This window comes from Chelativorans multitrophicus (genome assembly GCF_011317445.1).
Taxonomy (GTDB): domain Bacteria; phylum Pseudomonadota; class Alphaproteobacteria; order Rhizobiales; family Rhizobiaceae; genus Chelativorans; species Chelativorans multitrophicus.
The window spans coordinates 644,724-665,762 of the sequence record NZ_JAAAPL010000001.1 but is presented as its reverse complement, the minus strand read 5'-3'; the positions used below and the strand labels follow the sequence as shown (position 1 = coordinate 665,762).

At 62.5% G+C, this 21,039-nt stretch carries 16 protein-coding genes and 1 pseudogene; 15 read left to right on the top strand and 2 right to left on the bottom strand.

The window, feature by feature from the left end:
* Positions 1 to 40: 40 nt before the first annotated feature.
* Positions 41 to 1,022, bottom strand: a pseudogene (locus tag GNP00_RS03340) (IS1595-like element ISMesp1 family transposase).
* 246 nt (positions 1,023 to 1,268) lie between these two features.
* Between GNP00_RS03340 and GNP00_RS03335 the strand changes: the two are divergent.
* From GNP00_RS03335 to GNP00_RS03265, 15 genes are all read left to right on the top strand, one after another.
* Positions 1,269 to 1,766 carry a hypothetical protein gene (locus GNP00_RS03335; RefSeq protein ID WP_011580231.1) on the top strand — a complete coding sequence of 166 codons (498 nt, stop codon included), beginning with the start codon at positions 1,269 to 1,271 and terminating at the stop codon, positions 1,764 to 1,766.
* Positions 1,675 to 4,113, top strand: a complete 2,439-nt coding sequence (locus GNP00_RS03330) for a phage tail protein (protein WP_425482926.1) — start codon at positions 1,675 to 1,677, stop codon at positions 4,111 to 4,113. The genes GNP00_RS03335 and GNP00_RS03330 overlap by 92 nt, the downstream gene beginning before the upstream one ends.
* A 31-nt stretch (positions 4,114 to 4,144) precedes the next feature.
* Entirely contained in the window at positions 4,145 to 4,351 is a 207-nt protein-coding gene (locus tag GNP00_RS03325) for a hypothetical protein (RefSeq protein ID WP_011580232.1), read from the top strand.
* Between the two features lie 113 nt (positions 4,352 to 4,464).
* Entirely contained in the window at positions 4,465 to 4,761 is a 297-nt protein-coding gene (locus GNP00_RS03320) for a hypothetical protein (protein WP_011580233.1), read from the top strand.
* Between the two features lie 36 nt (positions 4,762 to 4,797).
* Positions 4,798 to 5,466 carry a response regulator transcription factor gene (locus GNP00_RS03315; protein ID WP_011580234.1) on the top strand — a complete coding sequence of 223 codons (669 nt, stop codon included), beginning with the start codon at positions 4,798 to 4,800 and terminating at the stop codon, positions 5,464 to 5,466.
* Between the two features lie 34 nt (positions 5,467 to 5,500).
* Entirely contained in the window at positions 5,501 to 6,886 is a 1,386-nt protein-coding gene (locus GNP00_RS03310) for an ATP-binding protein (protein WP_011580235.1), read from the top strand.
* Positions 6,887 to 6,971: 85 nt separating this feature from the next.
* Entirely contained in the window at positions 6,972 to 7,397 is a 426-nt protein-coding gene (locus GNP00_RS03305; protein ID WP_011580236.1) for an RT0821/Lpp0805 family surface protein, read from the top strand.
* A 113-nt stretch (positions 7,398 to 7,510) separates the two neighbouring features.
* Positions 7,511 to 8,662: a c-type cytochrome biogenesis protein CcmI gene (gene ccmI, locus GNP00_RS03300; protein WP_041545150.1), complete on the top strand. Its 1,152-nt coding sequence runs from the start codon at positions 7,511 to 7,513 to the stop codon at positions 8,660 to 8,662.
* Complete coding sequence (gene ccmE, locus GNP00_RS03295; protein WP_011580238.1) at positions 8,659 to 9,093, top strand: cytochrome c maturation protein CcmE; 435 nt, start codon at positions 8,659 to 8,661, stop codon at positions 9,091 to 9,093. The genes ccmI and ccmE overlap by 4 nt, the downstream gene beginning before the upstream one ends.
* Before the next feature lie 10 nt (positions 9,094 to 9,103).
* On the top strand, positions 9,104 to 11,092 hold the full coding sequence (locus GNP00_RS03290; RefSeq protein ID WP_011580239.1) for a heme lyase CcmF/NrfE family subunit: 1,989 nt from the start codon (positions 9,104 to 9,106) through the stop codon (positions 11,090 to 11,092).
* Positions 11,089 to 11,550, top strand: a complete 462-nt coding sequence (locus GNP00_RS03285; RefSeq protein ID WP_011580240.1) for a cytochrome c-type biogenesis protein — start codon at positions 11,089 to 11,091, stop codon at positions 11,548 to 11,550. The genes GNP00_RS03290 and GNP00_RS03285 overlap by 4 nt, the downstream gene beginning before the upstream one ends.
* A gap of 201 nt (positions 11,551 to 11,751) precedes the next feature.
* The gene (locus GNP00_RS03280; protein WP_011580241.1) at positions 11,752 to 13,281 is read left to right on the top strand and encodes a Do family serine endopeptidase; all 1,530 of its coding nucleotides are present in this window, start codon (positions 11,752 to 11,754) and stop codon (positions 13,279 to 13,281) included.
* A 91-nt stretch (positions 13,282 to 13,372) separates the two neighbouring features.
* Positions 13,373 to 14,047 (top strand): response regulator transcription factor, encoded by a 675-nt coding sequence (locus tag GNP00_RS03275; protein WP_011580242.1) that lies wholly within the window; start codon positions 13,373 to 13,375, stop codon positions 14,045 to 14,047.
* A 3-nt stretch (positions 14,048 to 14,050) separates the two neighbouring features.
* Positions 14,051 to 15,457, top strand: a complete 1,407-nt coding sequence (locus GNP00_RS03270; protein ID WP_011580243.1) for a sensor histidine kinase — start codon at positions 14,051 to 14,053, stop codon at positions 15,455 to 15,457.
* Between the two features lie 72 nt (positions 15,458 to 15,529).
* Complete coding sequence (locus GNP00_RS03265) at positions 15,530 to 18,505, top strand: bifunctional [glutamine synthetase] adenylyltransferase/[glutamine synthetase]-adenylyl-L-tyrosine phosphorylase (RefSeq protein ID WP_041544532.1); 2,976 nt, start codon at positions 15,530 to 15,532, stop codon at positions 18,503 to 18,505.
* A 111-nt stretch (positions 18,506 to 18,616) separates the two neighbouring features.
* Here the strand turns inward: GNP00_RS03265 and GNP00_RS03260 are convergent, their stop codons facing one another.
* Positions 18,617 to 20,941: a PAS domain-containing sensor histidine kinase gene (locus GNP00_RS03260; RefSeq protein ID WP_011580245.1), complete on the bottom strand. Its 2,325-nt coding sequence runs from the start codon at positions 20,939 to 20,941 to the stop codon at positions 18,617 to 18,619.
* Positions 20,942 to 21,039 lie beyond the last annotated feature (98 nt).

Genomic DNA, 21,039 nt, shown 5'->3' with positions numbered 1-21,039 from the left:
TGATCGCTTCCTTAGCCGGAGAAGCCTTCGCGCCTTCTGCTTAGGCGTGATCGGCTTCACCAATCCGCCGATAGGTGAGGCGCTTGCCTTCGATCATGGCAAGCAACTGATCGGTGCGCTCCGCATCGGTGATCTTGAGCGCCGTACGGCGATTGTAACGGAAATCGAACTCAGCGAGATACCGGTGCAGATGGGCTTCGCCGCAATGCTGGTAGACGCCAACCATGCCACGCTTGATCACTGAGAACACGCTTTCAATCGTATTTGGAGTGAACAACCACGTCGCCTTCGCGGCGGGCGTACTCGCCAGCGGAATGCTTGGTGGTCTTGTGACCGGCATATTCCTCACCAGTGCGAGTGTAGAGACGGCTTTCGTCAGTGTAGAGGATGGACTTGCGGTCTGCATTACGCACCAGCACGTCGCGCACGGTCTCTTTCGTGGCATCGTTCAGGTGGAACATACGGGACTTGCCGCCGCGCTCCACAAGGCCAACCACGATGCGCTTCTGTGCGCCGCCTGCCTTGCCTGATTTGGTGGGGTTGGCGATGCGGCCACGAGCGAGCTTGCGAGGCGTCTCACGCTTGCCGATGTACATCTCGTCGGCCTCAACGGTCTTGCCTTCGCCGCCGAGCGGGCCGGAGGACTTCACGTCTTCCTTCATGGCCTCACGGATGCGATGCGCCATGAACCATGCGGTCTTGTAGGTGACGCCGAGCATACGGTGAAGCTGGTGCGCGCTCATGCCCTTCTTAGAGGAAGCCATGAGGAACGTTGCCAGCAGCCATTTGTTAAGAGCGATCTTGGAACGCTCGAATACGGTTCCCACGGTGACGGTGAACTGTTCGCGGCATTCCATGCAGTTGTAGAGGCCGGGGCGATGCGCCTTGCCTTCCATCTTCGTGATGCGGGCAGGGTCGGTGTTGCCACAATGCGGGCAGACGGGACCATGCGGCCAACGCTGCGCCTTAAGGTGCTCGCGGGCTGCGTCAACGTTGGTGAAGATCGGATGGTCAAGTTTCATGGGTCTGCCCTCTCTATGGCCAACCCTATGAAATCGGCCGTACTTTGTCAAGTATATAATTAGGAAAAAAGTCCTTGACGCCGTGACGGCGGTCTGGTAGGGTTCAGCTATCGTCGGAAAAGTGGGTCCGGCGGTGAGGGCATCGCGAATGCCCCGAAGCATTTTGGACCTCCTTGGACCTTGAACTGAGCAAGCGCTGCGCCTCCCGGCCAGCGCTTTTTTGTTTCCCGATTTTTTGGAGGATCGATGCGATACGGTTCGGCGGCGACCGCGCGGCGCGCGCAGCGCGCGCTCTTTGAAGGGGCGCCGGTTTCTCTCGGATTGCTGGCACAGGCATGCAGGCTTTCGGAAACCTATCTGGCAACGCTTGCCCGCAGGGAAGGCTGGCGGAAGGCGGACGAGGCGCCGCAGGAGGACACCGAGGCGCTGGAGCGGCGCCTGGTGGTGCTCTCCGATCAATTGGTCAGCGACCTGGAGACGGCAGGCGCCGAGGGCAGGGCCGCCGGCGCATATGACAAGCACCGCATCGACGCGCTCTCGACCATGCTGCGGATGGTCGAGAAGCTTGGCGAGATGACGCGCCTTCCCGAACGCGCAGCAGAAAAGCAGAAGAAAAGCGATGCAGAATTGGCCGCCGCGCTCTCCCTCATCGATGCCCGTATCGTGGAACTCGCTTGTGAACTCGCTGCCACCATGGGCAGCGAGGATGCTGAACGGGGAAGCGGCGCCGCGGATCTTGTCTGAATGGTTCGGGTCCGCCCGCCTGCCGCAATATCCGGCCGGTGCATCGTTGAAGGACACCTGGCTGGTGATGGGCGGCAGGGGCTCCGGCAAGACGAGGCTCGGGGCCGAATGGGTCAATTCGCTGGTGCGCGGACTGCCGCCCTTTGCGGTTCATCGCTATGGGCGCATCGCGCTTGTCGGCGAGACGCTGGGCGATGTGCGCGAGGTGATGATCGAGGGGCCTTCGGGCATACGCAGCATTTCGCGCGGGAACCGTCCGCATTATGAGCCGAGCCGGCGGCGTCTCGTCTGGGACAATGGCGCGGTGGCGCTGGTCTTTTCCTCGGAAGATCCCGACAGCCTTCGCGGGCCGCAATTCGACGCCGCGTGGTGCGACGAACTGGGATGCGCGGCGATCGACAAGGGGCCGAACCAGCCGAATGTCTTTGGCGACCCGAAATCGGCGGAGAGCGCCGTGCCCTATTTTTCGAATGGCGGGCGCTCGGATCTCGCGCAATACCGATTCCTGATGGCCCATTACCGGCATTGGCAAGACGGTGGTCCGGCCGCCAATCCGATTTCTCCGGTCTATGGCGGGCCGATGGTGGATGTGGGGCAGATCAGCATCTGGGCTTGGGACGCGCGGCCCTTTCCGGCCTTTCCGCTGCAGGGCGATGTATGGGGGGACGGCGGCAACTGGTGGAGCGGCCACTGGCTGAACGGACGCTTGAGCGGCGTTCCCGTCGAGGCGCTGATTGCGCAGATCCTGGCCGACAATGGCCTGCCGCCGGCCGATACCTCACGGGCCGATGGCATGGTGGCGGGCTACGCCGTCACGAACCCGGCGACCGCGCGCGCGGCGATCGAGCCGGTCGCCGCGCTCTTCAGCATCGGCGCGGTGGATGGCGAAGAGGGGCTTGTCTTCGCGACCGAGGGGGCAGGCAGGGCGGTCACACTAGATGACCTTGTCCTGCAGGAACAGCATGAGCTTGTGGAGCGCGTGCGCCAGCCGGATCAAGATCTGCCAGCCTTTGTGCATCTGGATTTCACCGATCCGATGAACAGCCATCAGTCGGCGACGGCGGCCGCTGATTTCGTGGGCGCCAAGGGCAGCGGCACGAGCTTCGTTTCCTTCCCGGGCTCGATTGCGACAGGCGAGGCGGAGAGCCTCGTTCGCGACCTGATGAGGCGAAGGTGGGATGGGCGTGAGCGCGTCACCTTTGCGGTGCCCGCAGCCGAGCGGCGCATCGATGCCGGAAGTGTCCTGCGGCTGCCGGGCGAGCTGGAAGGGCCGGACTATCTGGTCGAAGAGATCGAGGAGGGCTTGAGCCGGCTCGTAAGGGCGAGGCGAGTGGTGCGTGTGGCGGCGCCACCGGCAAGAATTGTCGAGAGTCCGGGAAATTCCGGCGGTGTTTATGGACCGAGCAAGCCTTACGCGCTGTTTCTGGATCTGCCGCTGCGTTCTGCGCAGGATACGCCGCAGGATCAGTTCCGGCTTGCCGTGCGGGCAGCGCCCTGGCGCAGGCAGGCGGTGCTTGCTTCCCCGGAACAGGCCGGCTTCGACCTGCGTTCCACCGCGGAAGGCAGAGCGACCATTGGCCTGCTTCGGCAGGCATTACCGGGCGGCACCGTCGAAGGCCGTCTGGACCGTTCGGCTTCGCTCGATGTCCACCTTCTCGATGGAGAATTCCAGAGCATATCGAGGATAAGGATGTGCAATGGCGGGAATGCCGCCGCCGTCCGCTCGTCGGCTGGTGTTTGGGAAATCCTCCAGTTCGAGCACGCTGAGGAAATCGAACCGTCGGTCTGGCGGCTGAGCGGGCTTTTGCGGGGCCAGCTGGGTACTGGCGACGCGATGATGGCGGGCGCCGCAACTGGCGCGCCTTTCGTTCTGCTGGACGAGGCGGTCGCGCCCGCCGGGCTGAAGGCGGAGGAAATCGGTCTTGAGCTCAACTGGCGAGTGGGACCTGCCGGATACGACATTTCGGGGGAGCATTTCCTGCAGGTCTCGGCTGAAGGCGGGATGAGGGCGCTTCTGCCTCTCTCGCCCGTGCATCTGAAGGCGCATTTGCGGGATGGCGACCTTCATTTGTCCTGGATCCGGCGCGGGCGGATCGATGCCGATAGCTGGCTTGGAGAAGATATCCCGCTGGGAGAAGCACAGGAAGCCTATCGGATCAGAGTGGCGGGGCAGAATGGAAGCATTGTGAGAACCGTCGATACGACCGCTCCGGCCTGGATCTATACGGCAACGATGATTGCGGCGGATTTTCCCGAGCCGCCCGCTTCGATCGACATATCCGTCTCCCAAATGAGTGCGGCCGTCGGCCCCGGCATTCCCGCCAGACGGGCGATATCGCTCGCCTGAAGATCTTCACCACAAAGAGGAGCATGCGAAAATGACCGAGACGAAACCGTGGTATCTATCGCGCACGATCTGGGCATCGGCGATCACCATCGCCGCAGCCCTGGGAAGCCTTCTGGGCCTGCCAGTCGAGGAACTTGATAAACAGGCCGTGACGGAAACTCTGCTGCAGGCCATCACCGCCATATCCGGCCTTTTTGCGATTTTTGGAAGGCTGGCCGCAAACACCCGGATCCGCTGAGCTTTCAATCCCCACGCGCCTGACCCGCGCGTGGGCCTATTTTCCGTGCAGAGGTTGCTTTGGCGCAGCAATTGTTCATTCTCCATTCAGCCCTCTTGCGATAGACAGAGAGCATGAAACTTATACGCGACCAAATTTTCGGGCTGATGACTTTGGCGGGGGCGCTCGGACTGCTCGCCCCCAACGCCTACGGCCAGTCTTCCGCGACCGAACAACCGGTTCTCCTCGCTCAAGGCGCGCCGGATTGCTATGCAATCGGGCAGCAGATTGCTGCCCAGCAGGGCGGCACATTGGCGGGGGCCTCGGCCGAATCCCGGGGCGGTACCATCGTGTGCCGGATCGTCATCCTGGTGCCTGCCCGAGACGGCGAACGACCGCGGCGGGTGGAAGTTACCGTGCCGGTGCGATAATCAATTACATTTCTAAGAATTGGGCGATCTGCACTCATGCGCATTCTGGTTGTCGAGGACGACAAAGACCTGAACCGGCAGATTAGCGTCGCGCTGGAAGATGCCGGTTACGTGGTCGATCGCGCCTTTGACGGCGAAGAGGGCCATTTCCTAGGCGATACCGAACCATACGACGCGATCGTGCTCGATATCGGCCTGCCGCAGATGGATGGGATCAGCGTGCTGGAACGTTGGCGGCGCGATGGGCGCAAGATGCCCGTTCTGATCCTGACCGCGCGCGACCGCTGGAGCGATAAGGTGGCCGGCATCGATGCCGGCGCGGACGACTACGTGACCAAGCCCTTCCATATGGAGGAGGTGCTGGCGCGCGTGCGGGCGCTCATCCGCCGCGCAGCGGGACATGCATCCTCCGAGCTTTACTGCGGACCTTTGCGGCTGGACACCAAGGCGTCCAAGGCGGACATGGATGGCGTGCCGCTGAAGCTCACCTCCCACGAATACCGGATGCTTGCTTACCTGATGCATCACAAAGGTTCCGTGGTTTCGCGAACGGAGCTGGTGGAGCATCTTTACGATCAGGACTTCGACCGCGATTCCAATACGATCGAGGTTTTCGTCGGGCGCCTGCGCAAGAAGCTGGGCGTGGACCTGATAGAAACTGTGCGAGGCATGGGATACCGTATGCGCGAGCCGAATGACGGATGAGGCAGATCACGCGGTAGCTCGCCCGGTGGCACGAATGCAGGCTTGGCTTACGAGCCTGCCGCGCCGGCTCACTTTCCGTGTCGTGCTCTTTTCGTCCGTTTGGGCGATAATCGCGCTTGTGGTAATCGCGACGGTTATCTCAACCCTGTTCCGGCAGGTGAGCGAGCGCGGTTTCGACAATGTGCTTTCCGCGCATCTCTTCAACCTGATCGCTTCGGTGAGTGCGACCGAAGACGGCCGCCTGGTGGGGAGCCCCAACCTGGGCGATCTCAGGTTTTCCGAACCGTTGTCGGGCTGGTATTGGTCCGTGGAACCAATCTCGACGGCGTTGCGCAATCAATTGCGCTCATCGTCTCTGGTGATGCCGGTCAGATCCCCTTCCACTGCCGATGTTCAATTCGACCGCAACTTCCAGCGCAGCTATGTGGAGGAAGGCCCGGGCGGGGAGCAGATCGAGGTTCTGGAAGCTGAAGTCGTGCTGGACCAGCTTGACCGCATCGCCCGCTTTCGCGTGATGGGCAATCGCAGCGAACTTGAACGGGAAATTTCGGATTTTGCTGGCCGACTCTATGCGTATCTCGGCATCTTCGGCCTCGGAATGATCGCAATCAACGTCTTCGCTATTCTCATTGCGTTAAGGCCGTTGGGAAGCATCAGGAGCGCGCTTGCGAATATTCGGGCCGGAACGGCCGAACGGCTTTCCGGCCCTTTCCCGGCGGAAATCGCTCCGCTCGCTGAGGAGACGAATGCCCTGATCGAAAGCAATCGGCGCATCATCGAGCGGGCACGCACGCAAGTTGGGAATCTGGCCCACTCGCTGAAGACCCCGCTTGCCGTGCTGATGAATGAGGGCAGGGCTCTCGGGGGGGAGCAGGGCGCACTCATCACCGGCCATACGGAGGCCATGCAGAAGCAGATCGATCACTATCTGCAGCGTGCTCGCGCCGCGGCGCAGCGCAGTACGCTTGCAGCGCGAAGTCCCGTAAACCAGACACTGGCCCGCATGGCGCGCGTCGCCGAGAAGCTCAACCCGGACAAGAAGCTCCAGACGACGATGCCCGACACGGAAGTGGTGTTCGCGGGCGAGCGAGAGGATTTGGAAGAGATCATCGGAAATCTTCTCGAAAACGCCATGAAATGGGCCGATCGGAATGTGGTTCTTTGGTTGCAGCCGCTGCGGCTGGCTGATTCGCGAGGGCTTGGTTTTCGCGTCATGATCGAGGATGACGGACCTGGAATTCCCGAAGACCAGGCGCGACAGGCGCTGAAACGCGGCCGCAGGCTCGACGAAAGTAAGCCGGGCACGGGTCTTGGTCTCGCAATCGCCGCTGATCTGGTGAAGGAATATGGGGGAACGCTCGCCTTGGAGCGTTCCAGGCTTGGAGGACTCCGGGCTGAAGTTGTATTGCCCGCGGCATGAGGTGGAGGCGGGAACGCGTGGACAAAATTCGGTCAAACATGAGCTATAGTCGCGGCGCTGTTTCGGCGGCGGAGGGTGAGAGCGTATGAAGATATCAGCTGTTGTCGCCATGACGGCATTCCTGCTTTCCGGATGCGCCGCCGGCGGCTTCTCCCGCTCTATCGATGTCACGGCGACGTCGGGACAGGGTTCTGTCCGCGCAATCGGAGGCATTGTCGGCGGCGGGCTGATAATGGGAAATTTGGGGACCGACCTCCAGCGCCGTGAGCGTATGGCGGGAGTGGATGCCGAATACAAAGCGCTCGAGTCCGCGCCGGCAGGGCAATCTGTGACCTGGCGTGATGAACGCACCGGACGCAGTGGAACGGTGACTGCTTCGCAGCCCTACCGTGTCGGCTCCCAGGACTGCCGCCCCTACTCACATACGATTTCGGCGTCTGCTGGCGGTACGCGAACCTCGCGCGGCACGGCCTGCCGCAATCCGGACGGAAGCTGGACGCTGCTGGAATAGGCAGTCTCGGGCCTGAATCAGGCAGGGTGCTCTTTGCCGGCAGTGACGGCAGCGGAAAATGCCGCATCGGTCGGCAGTTGGCACCGCGCGGCAAGACGGATATTGAACTCAACATGTTTTTCTGGGTTCTCGCAGCACTGCTAACCCTTGCCGCCGCGCTGGCCGTGATGCGGCCGTTCTTGCGCGGGTTGACCACAGATGTGGCGGGCAGGGAGCACGATCTTTCCGTTTATCGTGATCAGTTGGCCGAGCTGGATCAGGAAGTAAGGCGCGGGCTTGTGGCCGAGACGGAAGCGGCTGAGGCACGCGCGGAAATCGGCCGGCGCATTCTCCGGCTCTCGCAATCTGTCGATGAAAGCGCGGAAGGGTCAGTCAAACCCGGTACGAGGCTGGCGCGCGCGGTGGCCATAGCGGCCGTATTGGCTGTTCCGGCGATAAGTTGGGGCATCTATTCCCTGATTGGCTCGCCCGGCCTGCCGGCCATGCCATTGCAGGCAAGGCTCAACGAGGACCCGGCGCAGGCGCCGGTGGAAGACCTGGTCGCCCGCGCCGAGGCTTATCTGGCGGATCACCCCGAAGACGTGCGCGGCTGGCAGACGCTGGCGCCGGTCTATATGCGGCTGGGGCGCTATTCGGATGCTGTGGCCGCCTATCAGCGGGCAATCGACTTGGCTGGCGCCAACCCCGAGTATGAAGCTGGCTTGGGCGAGGCGATGGTGGCGCGGAGCGGCGGGATCGTCACGGCGGGTGCCGAGGCGGCGTTTAACCGCGCGCTGGCACTTGATGAGAAGAACGCTCGTGCACGCTTCTTCATCGCCCTGGCGAGAGCGCAGGAAGGAAACGGGGGTGCGGCACGGGCTATTTGGGAGGAGATGGCCTCCGGCCTCCCGGAACAGTCGCCATGGAAGGCTGCTGCCGCTCGAGCCATTGCGGGCCTCGCCCAGGATTCGGCGCAGGCTTCCGCTTCAGAAAGCGCTCCATCACAAGACCAGCTCGCAGCAGCTCAGGAGATGACACCCGAAGCGCGCCAGGAGATGATAGAAGGTATGGTGGCGAGCCTCGACGCGAAGCTGCGCGAGAGCCCGGCAGATCCGGAAGGCTGGGGGCGCCTGCTGCGCTCCTATGTCGTGCTTGGCCGAAGGGACGACGCGCTGGGGGCCCTGGACCGGGGACTTTCCGCCCTTGGACCCGACTCGCCGGACGGCAAGGCTTTAAGTGAATTGGCCGGGACGCTCGGCCTCACAGACACGCAGGTGAATAAATGACGCGCAAGCAGAAGCGGCTGGCGGTCATCGGTTCGGGAATGGGCTTTCTCGCCCTGGCCGCGGCATTGACCTTTTATGCGCTGGGGCAGCAGACGTCCTATTTCTACATGCCCTCGGACCTGCTGTCGCAGCCCGCGGCGGCGCAGGAACGCATCCGGCTCGGCGGCCTTGTTCAGCAAGGTTCCGTCGAGCGAGGCCAGGGAACGCATGTGAGCTTTGTGGTGGCCGATGGCCAGAACGGGGTGCCAGTGGTCTATGACGGCATTCTGCCTGACCTGTTCCGGGAGGAGCAAGGTGTCGTAATCGAGGGCAGGATGGGGCCCGACGGGGTCTTTGTCGCGGATACCGTCCTTGCGAAGCACGACGAGACCTATATGCCCCGTGAAGTGGCGGACAGGCTGAAAAAGGACGGCCTTTGGCAGGAACAATGAGAAAGGTCCGATGAGCGTCGAACTTGGCCATTTCGCACTCGTGCTGGCGCTGGCGCTGGCCTTGGTGCAGGCGCTGGTGCCGCTCCTCGGCGCGCGCTTGGGCAGCGCTCCGCTGATGCGGATGGGCGAACCGGTGGCCATTACCGGGTTTGCGCTGATCGCGTTCGCCTTCGCGGCGCTGGTGCTTGCCTATGTCCAATCGGATTTCTCGGTGCTGAATGTGTGGGAGAACTCACACTCGGCCAAGCCGCTTCTGTTCAAGATTACCGGGACTTGGGGCAATCATGAAGGCTCGATGCTCCTTTGGGTGCTGATCCTAGCCTTTTTCGGGGCTCTTGTGGCAGCCTTCGGCCAGAATCTGCCGCCAACGCTCAGGGCCAATGTGCTGGCCATACAGGGCCTGATTGCCAGCGCCTTCCTCCTGTTCATCCTCTTTACCTCCAATCCCTTCATCCGCCTTGAGCGGGCGCCGATTGAAGGCCGTGACCTCAATCCGATCCTGCAGGACATCGGGCTCGCGATCCATCCGCCGCTGCTCTATCTCGGCTATGTGGGGTTCTCGATCTCCTTTTCGTTCGCGGTGGCGGCGCTGATCGACGGGCGCCTGGACGCGGCTTGGGCACGGTGGGTGCGTCCGTGGACGCTCGTTGCCTGGGCCTTCCTCACCGGCGGCATCGCGATGGGCTCCTACTGGGCCTATTATGAATTGGGATGGGGCGGCTTCTGGTTCTGGGACCCGGTGGAGAACGCTTCCCTGATGCCCTGGCTGGCGGGTACGGCGTTGCTGCACTCGGCCATTGTCATGGAAAAGCGCTCGGCACTGAAAATCTGGACGGTGCTGCTGGCCATTCTCACTTTTTCGCTGTCGCTGCTTGGCACATTTCTGGTCCGCTCGGGCGTTTTGACCTCTGTTCACTCCTTTGCGACAGATCCCACACGCGGCGTCTTCATTCTTGCGATACTGGTGTTCTTTATCGGCGGCGCTCTGGCTTTGTTTGCAGTAAGGGGCGCGTCGCTCGCGCCGGGTGGACTGTTCCATCCCATTTCCAGGGAGGGGGCGCTTGTCTTCAACAATCTGATGCTTACGACCGCGGCGGCGACGGTGCTCATCGGCACTCTCTACCCCCTGCTGATCGAGGCCATCAGCGAAGACAAGATTTCCGTCGGCGCGCCGTTCTTTAATCTGACCTTCGTGCCGCTGTTCCTGCCGCTCCTGCTGGCCGTGCCTTTTGGGCCGCTTCTCGCCTGGAAGCGCGGCGATCTGCCAGGAGCTCTCCAGCGCCTGCAATTCGCGTTCTGGGCAGCCGGGGCGGCCGCAATCGCGAGCTATTTCCTGATTGACCGCGCCAACGCCGCAGCTGCGCTCGGCATCGGCCTGGGGCTGTGGCTTGTCTTCGGCGCGCTGACAGATCTCGCTTTCAAATCCGGCATCGGCAAGGTCGGGCCAGCACTTGCCCTTCGCCGGCTCTCCGGCTTGCCCCTTTCGATGTTCGGCACCTGTTTCGCACATGCCGGGCTGGGCCTTACCGTGCTCGGCATTGTCTCCGTCACCGCGCTTCAGGCCGAGAAAATCCTGACAATGCAGCCAGGCCAGAGCACCGAAATCAGCGGCTACACTCTTCGCTTCGTGGATCTGCGGCCCTTCACCGGCCCAAATTACACGGAAGACCGCGCCGAGTTCGCGCTCGGGACCACCCGCGGTGCGTCGCTGGGGGAACTCGTTTCGTCCAAGCGTCTTTATACGGCCCGGGGTATGCCGACGACCGAAGCCGGCATCAGAACGATGGGCCTGAGCCAGCTCTATGTTTCGATCGGTGACCGTACACCGGCTGGGCTCGTCGTGCGGATCTGGTGGAAGCCTTTCGTCACGCTGATCTGGGCCGGTGCGCTGGTGATGATGGGCGGCGGCTTCATCTCTCTCATGGACCGCAGGCTGCGCGTCGGTGCGCCGGCAAGGCGCAAAGCAGCGCTCGCGGCGGACGGTGGGGGAACGCGATGATCTTTCGCGCATTTCTGCTTGTGCTCTGCCTGTTGGGATTTTCGGGCATCGCTGTTGCGGTGCAGCCTGATGAGATACTTGTGGACCCTGCGCTCGAAGCGAGGGCGCGGCAGCTTTCAGCTGAGCTGCGCTGCATGGTCTGCCAGAACCAATCGATCGACGATTCCGACGCGGAGCTGGCGCGAGATCTCCGCGTTCTCGTGCGTGAGCGGCTCAAGGCCGGCGATACCAATGAAGAAGTTCTGAATTATATTGTCTCTCGCTATGGCGAGTTCGTGCTCTTGAAGCCGCGCTTCAATGCGCGCAACGCCATTCTCTGGGCAGCGCCGGTCCTCATCCTTGTTGGTGGGAGCGCACTTGCCTTCTCGGTTCTTCGGCGGCGCGGCAACACCGTTCCCGCTCCTCTCTCGACGGAGGAGGAAGCTGCCTTGCGGGACATTCTTAAGGATGAGAGCTGAAAAGTTCGGGCAATCCGCAGCACCTCAAAACGCATGGCGCGGATGGGCCGGTCTTGACGGCTTCAGAATGGCCGCCGGAAACATTACAAAAGTTTCATGCCTTGGAAATGGCATCGTAAGGTACTCAGTCCTATTTCAATGGCGGAACGGGACGAGGATGCGTCCCCCGAGTGGATCCAAGGTATGAGGAGTTGGTTCGTCATGAGCGAAGAGCAGAACGTAACCTCCAAAAAAATAACTTCCAAGACCCGCAATCGCCTCGTGGCGGCCGTGGCCTCTGCGGCTATAGCCGGTGCGGTCGGTTTTAGCGCAATAAGTTCGGGCACCGTCCCGGTGTTCGCTGAGCCGGTGAAGCTGGACAGGCCCGTTCAGGCGCCCAGTTTTGCCGATGTGGTCGATGTCGTCACACCCGCGGTGGTGAGCGTGCGCATTTCGGGTGAAGCGCCGGAGACGGGCACGGTGGCGACGCCGTTCTTCGACATGCCGGGCTTTGACAATCTTCCGCCGAACCATCCGTTGCGCCGTTTCTTCGATGAGTTCCAGAGGCGTGACGAGCAGCCGCGCGGCCCGCAGCAGCGCCGGCGCACCCGGCCGGTTGCCCAAGGTTCCGGGTTCTTCATCTCCGGTGACGGCTATATCGTCACCAACAACCATGTGGTCGAAGGTGGAAATCAGTACACGGTCGTTCTGGAGGACGGCACCGAGCTGCAGGCCGATCTGATCGGCAAGGACCCCCGCACCGATCTGGCGGTACTCAAGGTTAAAGCCGACCGCGAGTTCACCTATGTGACCTGGGCCAATGACGATGCGGCACGCGTGGGCGACTGGGTGGTTGCCGTGGGCAACCCGTTCGGGCTCGGCGGTACGGTGACGGCGGGCATCGTTTCGGCCCGAGGCCGTGAGATCGGCGCCGGGAATTACGATGACTTCCTGCAGATCGACGCGGCGGTGAATCAGGGCAACTCCGGCGGGCCGACCTTCAACCTCGCCGGTGAGGTGGTTGGCGTCAACACCGCGATTTTCTCGCCCTCCGGCGGCAATGTCGGCATTGCCTTCGCAATTCCGGCTTCCCTTGCCAAGACGGTCGTAGAGCAGCTTATCGAGGATGGTTCCGTCGAGCGCGGCTATATGGGAGTCAGCATCCAGGAGGTGACACCCCAGATCGCGGAGTCGCTTGGCCTGCAGGACGCAAGGGGCGCGCTGATCAACAGCGCGAACAGCGGCGATCCCGCAGCCAGGGCAGGTATTCAAGCCGGTGACGTCGTTATCGCAGTGAACGGCAAGACCATCGCCACCCCCCGCGAGTTGGCTCGCACGGTGGCGGCTATCCAGCCTGGCACCGAGATCGATGTTACGGTGTGGCGCAACGGTAAGTCGCAGGATTTTTCCGTGACGTTGACGGAGATGCCTGACACTGACCAGGTCGCTTCGGCGGCGCCCAGCGCGCCCTCGCAGGATGAGGGCGGTCAGCCGGCAAGCTTTGGATTGACGGTTGCACCGGCCGATGACGGCAATGGCCTCGTCGTCACCGATGTCGAGCCGGGCAGCGTGGCGGAGGAGAACGGAATCCAGCCGGGAGACGTGATCCGCGCCATCAATTCTCAGCCCGTAACAACGGCGGGCGACCTCAAGAAGGCTGCTGATGCGGCATCGAGTGCCGGCCGTGGCGCAGTGCTCCTGCAGGTCGTGCGTGATGACGCTAACCGCTTCGTCGCGCTGCCAATTGGCTGATCGGCACGGGATCAATCGTTATGGGCGGCGGTGAGAAGCTCTCCGCCGCCTTTTCTTGGCATCTGTGCATTTGTGCCCTTATTGTCGCGCCATGAAGATATTGATCATCGAAGATGACCGCGAGGCGGCGAGCTTCCTCAAGAAAGCCTTTTCCGAAGCGGGGCATATCGCGGATGTGGCGTCCGACGGAGAGGCCGGCTTTGCGCTTGCCGATGGGGGCAATTACGATGTGTTCGTGATCGATCGCATGCTCCCGCGCCGCGACGGGCTCTCCGTGATTGCGGGATTGCGAGCGAACGGCAACACGACGCCGGCGCTTATCCTCTCTGCTTTAGGGGAGGTGGACGACCGGGTGACCGGCCTTCGCGCGGGCGGCGATGATTATCTTACGAAACCTTACGCGTTCTCAGAATTGCTCGCCCGCGTGGAAGTGCTGAAACGTCGAGCGGGCACACGCGACGTGGAAACGCTTTATCGGGCCGGCGATCTGGAACTGGACCGGCTGTCACACACGGTGCGCCGAGGCGGGCAGGAGATCACGCTGCAGCCGCGCGAGTTCAGGCTGCTGGAATATCTAATGCGCCATGCCGGCCAGGTGGTCACGCGCACCATGCTTCTGGAGAATGTCTGGGACTATCACTTCGATCCCCAGACCAATGTGATCGATGTGCATGTCTCGCGCCTCAGAGGCAAGATCGAGAGGGGCTTCGACAAGCCCATTCTGCACACGGTGCGCGGGGCGGGTTATATGATCCGGGCGGACTGACCGATGGCCACGCTGTCGGCCGTCATGAAGACAACCGCTGCACGGCTTTCGGCACTTTATCTTGTGCTGTTCGCCGCTTGCGCGGTGATGCTCGTCATCTATGTAAGCTCACTTTCCACTCGCATACTGGTTGGGCAGACCCAGGAGGCAATCTCGGAGGAGGTTGCCGGGCTAGGCCGTGCCTATCAACGCGGCGGACTGATCGGACTCGTCCGGCTCGTCGAAATCCGGGCCAGGCAGCCGGGCGCCAATCTCTACCTTATTACGGATCCGAATGGCCGCATCCTCTCCGGAAACGTGGAGAGCATACAGCCAGGCGTGCTCGACTCACCGGGCTGGACGGAAAACGCTTTCTTTTATCGCCGCTTCGGCGAGCCGGGGCCTGAGGGTGGCGAGAACGGCCATGCGGCGGTGGCCCAGATCATTCGTCTTCCCAATCGGATGATCCTGCTGGTCGGCCGGGATCTGAGCGAGCCTGACAAGTTCGGACGCGTGATGCGCCGCGCGCTCGCCGCCTCTCTGGCGATGATGGGGCTCGGCGCGTTCCTGATTTGGTATTTCGTAGGCAGACGGGCGCTGCGCCGTATCGATAGCGTGACTGAAGCCAGCCGCCAGATCATGGGCGGGGATCTGGCGAGGCGGCTGCCCGTTTCCGGGGCGGGTGATGAATTCGACCGGCTTTCGGAAAACCTGAATGCGATGCTCGATCGAATTGCCGGTTTGAACGAGGGGCTGAAACAGGTTTCCGCGAATATCGCTCACGATCTGAAAACGCCCTTGACGCGCCTGCGCAACCGAGCCGAGGCGGCGCTGAACAGCAGTGGCGGCCCCGATGCAGCGAAGGAAGCGCTGGAGCAAACAATTGCTGAGTCCGATCAACTCATCCGCACCTTCAATGCGATATTGATGATCTCGCGGCTGGAAGCCGGGTATTCAGCGGAAAGCACGACCAAGCTGGATCTTGCAGCGATCCTGTCCGATGTCGTCGAGCTTTATGAGCCAGCGGCGGAAGAACAGGGCGTGGACCTCAAAGCCGAGACTGTTGAAAGTGTTCAGATCGATGGCAACCGTGAACTTATCGGCCAGGCGCTTTCCAACATCGTCGATAACGCCATCAAATATTCCGCGGGCTTTGGCCAGAAGCCGTCTGTTTCCCTGTCCCTCCGGAAGGAGAAACACGCAATCCGCTTGGCCGTGAACGACACCGGCCCGGGCATTCCGGAAAAGGATCGCGAACGCGCAACAGAGCGCTTTGTACGCCTAGAGCCAAGCCGGAGCCGGCCGGGATCAGGGCTGGGTCTCAGCCTGGCCAAGGCGGTGATGACCTTTCACGGCGGGCGTCTTGAGCTTTCGGGGACAAGCGGCGGGTTCACAGTTGCCATGATCTTCCCCGCGGGCAAGAATGGGTGATATTGCTGCCTCTTGCCAACCCCTCTCTGGCCCGCCCGCCAGAGGGCTATAAGGGAAATGCCAGGAAGAAATATGTCCGAACCGTCACCGCAGCATCCGGACGGCTCTGCCTGGTTCGGCATACCCGTGCGGGAGCTGCAGCCACTCGATGCCGAACATGCGCGCGAGGAGCTGGACTCGATTGCCGAAGTCGCGGCGGCGCAGGATTGTCCCCGTCTTGCCGGCCTTCTTCGAGACGGGAGCAGGCTGACGGCCTTTCTTGGCGCGGTGTTCGACCTCGCGCCCTATCTTCGCGATTGCGCCCGGCGCATGCCGAACAGCCTGGAGGCGCTGTTCGACAATGAGCTTGAAGCGCGGCTCGCCCACATCAACGCGCAGATCGAAGAGGCCGCTTCCGCCGGGGATGCCAGCGAAACAGGCGTGATGAAGGCTCTTCGCCGGTTGAAGCAGGAGGCGCATTTTCTGATTGCGCTTGGCCAGCTCTCGGGCGAAGCGGACGCGGCGAAGACGGTCCTCCGGCTGAGCCTTCTGGCGGAGGCCTGCGTGCGTGCGGCGGTAAATTTCCTGCTATGCGATGCGCATCGCCAGGGAAAGCTTCGGCTGCCCGACCTAGCAAGGCCATCGGAGGGCAGCGGCTGGCTCCTGCTTGCCATGGGCAAGCTCGGTGCGCGGGAGCTCAACTATTCCTCGGATATCGACCTCATCGTCCTGATCGATCCGACCGCGCCGGCAATCGTCGATCCTCTGGAGGTCACCGAGCTTTTCGTGCGGCTTACCCGAAGGCTGGTGCGCATCCTGCAGGACCGGACGGAGGATGGCTATGTCTTCCGCACGGATCTGCGATTGCGGCCCGATCCCGGATCGACCCCGCTCGCGCTGCCGGTGGAAGCCGCGCTCCACTATTACGAAAGCCGTGGCCAAAACTGGGAGCGCGCCGCCATGATCAAGGCGCGTGCGATTGCCGGCGACGTGAAAGCTGGGGAGCGGTTCCTGGCGGAACTGCAGCCTTATGTCTGGCGCAAATATCTGGACTATGCGGCAATCGCCGACGTGCATTCGATCAAGCGTCAGATCCATGCGCATAAGGGGCATGGCGAGGTGGCCGTGCTCGGCCACAATGTAAAGCTCGGCCGCGGCGGGATCCGGGAGATCGAGTTTTTCGTGCAGACACAGCAGCTTATTGCTGGCGGACGGTTTCCCGAGCTGCGCGGACGCGAAACGGTCTCGGTGCTCAAGGAGCTTCAGGATCGCGGTTGGATAACGGCCGAGGCAGGCGAGGGGCTTGTTGCCCAATACTGGTTTCTCCGCGACGTCGAGAACGTGGTGCAGATGGTCGCGGACGAGCAGACGCATTTCCTGCCGGACACCGAGGAGGAGCTGGAGCGCATCGCCCGCCTGCTTGGCTATGGGAGTGGAGCGGCTTTTGCGGAAACATTCCGCAAAGCGCTGCACACGGTGGAGCGCCACTATGCCGCTTTGTTTGAGACGGCGCCTCAGCTTTCCCGCGGCATTGGCAATCTGGTCTTCACCGGCGACGTTGACGACCCCGGTACGCTGGAAACGCTTTCCGAATTGGGCTTTGAGCGCCCGAGCGACATCGCGCGCGTCATTCGCGGCTGGCATTTCGGGCGGTATCGGGTGGCGCAGTCGGCGGAAGCACGCGAGCGGCTGACGGAGCTTATCCCCGCATTGCTGGAAGCCTTCGGGCGGACGCAGCGCGCGGACGAAGCGCTTTTGCGCTTTGATGAATTCCTTTCCGGCCTGCCGCGAGGCATTCAGCTCTTCTCGCTGCTCCAATCCAATTCCTGGCTACTCGACCTGATCGCAACCATAATGGGCGCGGCACCCAGGCTCGCGGCGATCATCACCCGCCGGCCCCATGTCTTCGACGGTCTTCTGGACCCGGCGCTTCTGTCGGAGCTGCCCAACCGAGCTTACCTGGCCGAGCGGCTGCAGACCTTTCTTGCCGGTGCAGGAGCTTTTGAAGAGCAGCTCGACCGGCTGCGCATTTTCGCGGCGGAGCAGAAGTTCCTGATCGGCATCCGCCTGCTGACAGGCAGCATCGACCATACGCGCGCCGGCAAGTCCTTCTCCGCTCTCGCGGATCTCACCATCGGCGCGGCATTCGATGCGGTGCAGGAAGAGTTCGCGCTGACCTACGGCCACATCAAAGGCGGCCGGACTTCCATTCTCGGCATGGGAAAGCTCGGCAGCCGTGAGCTCACGGCAGGCTCCGACGTAGACCTGATCCTGCTTTACGACCATGCGCCTGATGCGGAGGAATCGGATGGGGCAAGGCCCCTTGCGCCCTCGCACTATTATGCGCGGCTCACGCAGCGGCTCATCGCCGCCGTCTCGGCTCCGACGGCGGAAGGTGTGCTTTACGACATGGATCTCAGATTGCGGCCCTCCGGCAACAAGGGGCCGGTGGCAACCCATATCGATGCCTTCCGCAAATATCAGCGCAACGAGGCATGGACCTGGGAGCACATGGCACTGACGCGCGCGCGGCCCGTGGCGGGCGATGCCTCGCTCTGCGCCGAAGCGGCGCGGGAGGTGGAGGCGATTGTCGCCATGCCGCGCGATCAAAGAAAGCTCCGACATGACGCAACGGAGATGCGCGCCCTTCTGGAGGAGGAAAAGCCAGCGAGGAACATCTGGGACCTGAAGCTTATCTCGGGCGGCATTATCGACCTGGAATTCATCGCCCAGGTGGCGGTCCTCTCCGGCAAGTGCCCCGCCGAGCCCCGCCCGACCGGGACCGGGGAGGTGCTCGCGTCGCTATCGCCGGACTTCGCTGACGATCAAACCCGCTCGGAGCTTCTCGACGCACACCGGCTATATATGACGCTGACGCAGATTGTGCGCCTCTGCATCACCGGCCCGCTGGACTCCGAGGATATTCCGCCCGGCCTTGCCGATATTCTGCTGCGGAGCGTCGACCTGCCGGATTTCGGCGTTTTGGAGGCTCATATAACGGAGACGGCCGGGCGAGTGCGGGGGCATTTCGACCGGTTGTTGAAAACGGCGTCAAAGAGTGGGGGCTGACGCAATTCTGACAGGTTTGTGCCGGTCGCGCCCCCCTCTGGCCTCTGCCGGCCATCTCCCACACGAGGGGCGCGAAGGGGAGCGCAAACATATCGGGCAGTTTGAATGCCGCTACGCCGCCATCCTGCGCGCCATCTGCACGGGTAGCCGGATGGAGACGATCGTGCCCACGCCTTCGGTGGAGCGGATGCGCAGCGCGCCGCCATGAAGCTCGGTGAGCGAACGCGAAATCGCCAGGCCGAGGCCGGAGCCGTTGTGACTGCGCGAATACTGGTTCTCCACCTGCTCGAATGGCCGGCCGAGCTTCTTCAATGCCTCGCGTGGAATGCCGCAGCCGGTGTCCTTGATCGTCAGCATCAGTGAGTTCGAAACCACGCGGGCCCGAAGCGTCACGCGTCCACCTTGGCCGGTGAATTTGACGGCGTTGAAGAGGAGATTGATGAGGATCTGCTTCACCGCGCGACGGTCCGCGTGAAGCGAGAGAGAGGCTGGAACGTCGCTTGTCAGTTCTATGTTCTTCTTTCCCGCCTGCAGCGTCACCACGCGCATGGTTTCGCGGATGACCTCGGAAAGGTCGATGCTCTCCCGGTGGATTGAGAACTGGCCTGCCTCGATCTTCGACATGTCGAGGATGTCATTGATCACGCCGAGCAGATATGTGCCGCTGGAGTAGATGTCGTTCACATATTCCTGATAGCGCTCCGAGCCGAGCGGACCGAACAGTCCCTGCTGCATCAGTTCCGAGAAGCCGATGATGGCGTTGAGCGGTGTCCGCAACTCGTGGGACATATTCGCGAGGAATTCCGATTTCGCGCGGTTGGCGGATTCGGCGCGCTCGGTCTCGCGCATATATTTGCGGTTGAGCTCCACGAGCTCCTGGCCGCGCTCCTGCTCCGCGCGGCGCGCGAGGGACAGATCATGGATCGTCGCCATCAGCCGGCGTTCGCTCTCCACCAGCTTTTCCTGGTGCTGCTTGAGCTGGGTAATGTCGGTTCCCACGGAAACCGTGCCGCCGTCACGCGTCTTCAGCTCCGTCACCTGCAGCCAGCGGCCGTCCGCCAGCTGCCGTTCATAGGTGATGCCCTCGCTGGCGTTGTTCGATCCCGTCAGCCGCCGCTCATAGCGCGTGGCCTTCATGCGGGATTCGATTTCCTGGCGGGGCAGGCCCGGAACGATCTCGCTTGGATCAAGGCCCGTGTCCTGCAGATAACGTGAATTGCACATCACGAGCCGCTCGGACGCGTCCCAAAGCACGAAGGATTCCGTGATGTTCTCGATCGCCGTGCGCAGCCTTTGGTCCGCGGCCTCCGACTGCTGCACCAGCGTGCGTTGTTCCGTCACGTCCACCGCAATGCCGATCAGGTGAATCTCCGGCGCATCCGGGTCCACCACCTGCGCTCTGGCCCGGATCCAGATCCATTGGCCGTTGGCATGGCGCATCCGGAACACCTGGTCGACCTGCTCGACCTCGCGTGCGACGATCCTGTTCGCGACGGCGAACAGATCGCTGTCATCGGGATGAAGCAAGCTCGCCACATCGCCGAAGGAAAGCATCACATCGGCGGCCTCGTAGCCCAGCATCTCGTACATGGAGGCGGACCAGTACATCTTGCCGCGCGCCATGTCCCAGTCCCAAAGGCCGCACTTCCCGCGCACAAGGGCGAGGTCCACCCTTTGATGTGCTTCGCGGTAAATGCGGTCGGCTGCCTGCGCGCGTGCGGCCTGGCTGAAATAGGCGTAAAGGATCGCCATCAGCACCCCGGCGGTCAGGGCAAAGAGCGTCACATTGAGCGAGACGGTGCTGCGCCACGCGCCGAACACCTGGTCCTGGGGCGCAAGTGCGACGGCGGCGCCGTCACCACCGGGAAGCAGGCTCACCGCGGCATACCATGTCGCCTCGCCGATCTGCACCTCCAGCACGCCGGCTCTGTCGCCAAACATGAAGAGCGGCTGCCCGCCCGAAACGACGGTTTCGAGGGATTGCCCCTTCATCTTCTGCGCGCTCGCGGAAACGGCAGTGACAGCGAACCGGGAATCGGTGAGCGCGAGCACCCAGCCGGCATCCATGCTGGCACGCAGGATCGTCTCGTCGATCAGCACTTCGGCTTGACCCACCTCAGCGAGCGACTCCACACCCGCAATCTGCACCGCCTGGGCAAGGTTGCTGGCGACCATGCCGAGATGCCGTTTGGTATCCTTCTCGATGTCGCCGTGCCAGTTGAGCAGTGTCACCAGGCGCGCCGCCGCGAGGATCAGCAGGAAAATGACGATCAGGATCGGAATGGCCCGACGCAGGTAGGGCTCGATTGCGAGCAGGCGCTCATAAGCCGGCGCGGCAATGATCTTCGCATTGCCGGCGACCTCGGTTTCCGCCTTAGGCCTTCCGCCCCTGGAGAACAGGGCGGTAGGCAATGCCCACGCATACGCGCTCGCCATCCCGACGGGCCCTTTCTTCCTGCTGGATTCTGCTTGACCGATCCGCGAACGCGTACATGCGAATCATCCATAAAGAATCAAAGCTGATTCGCCTTGTC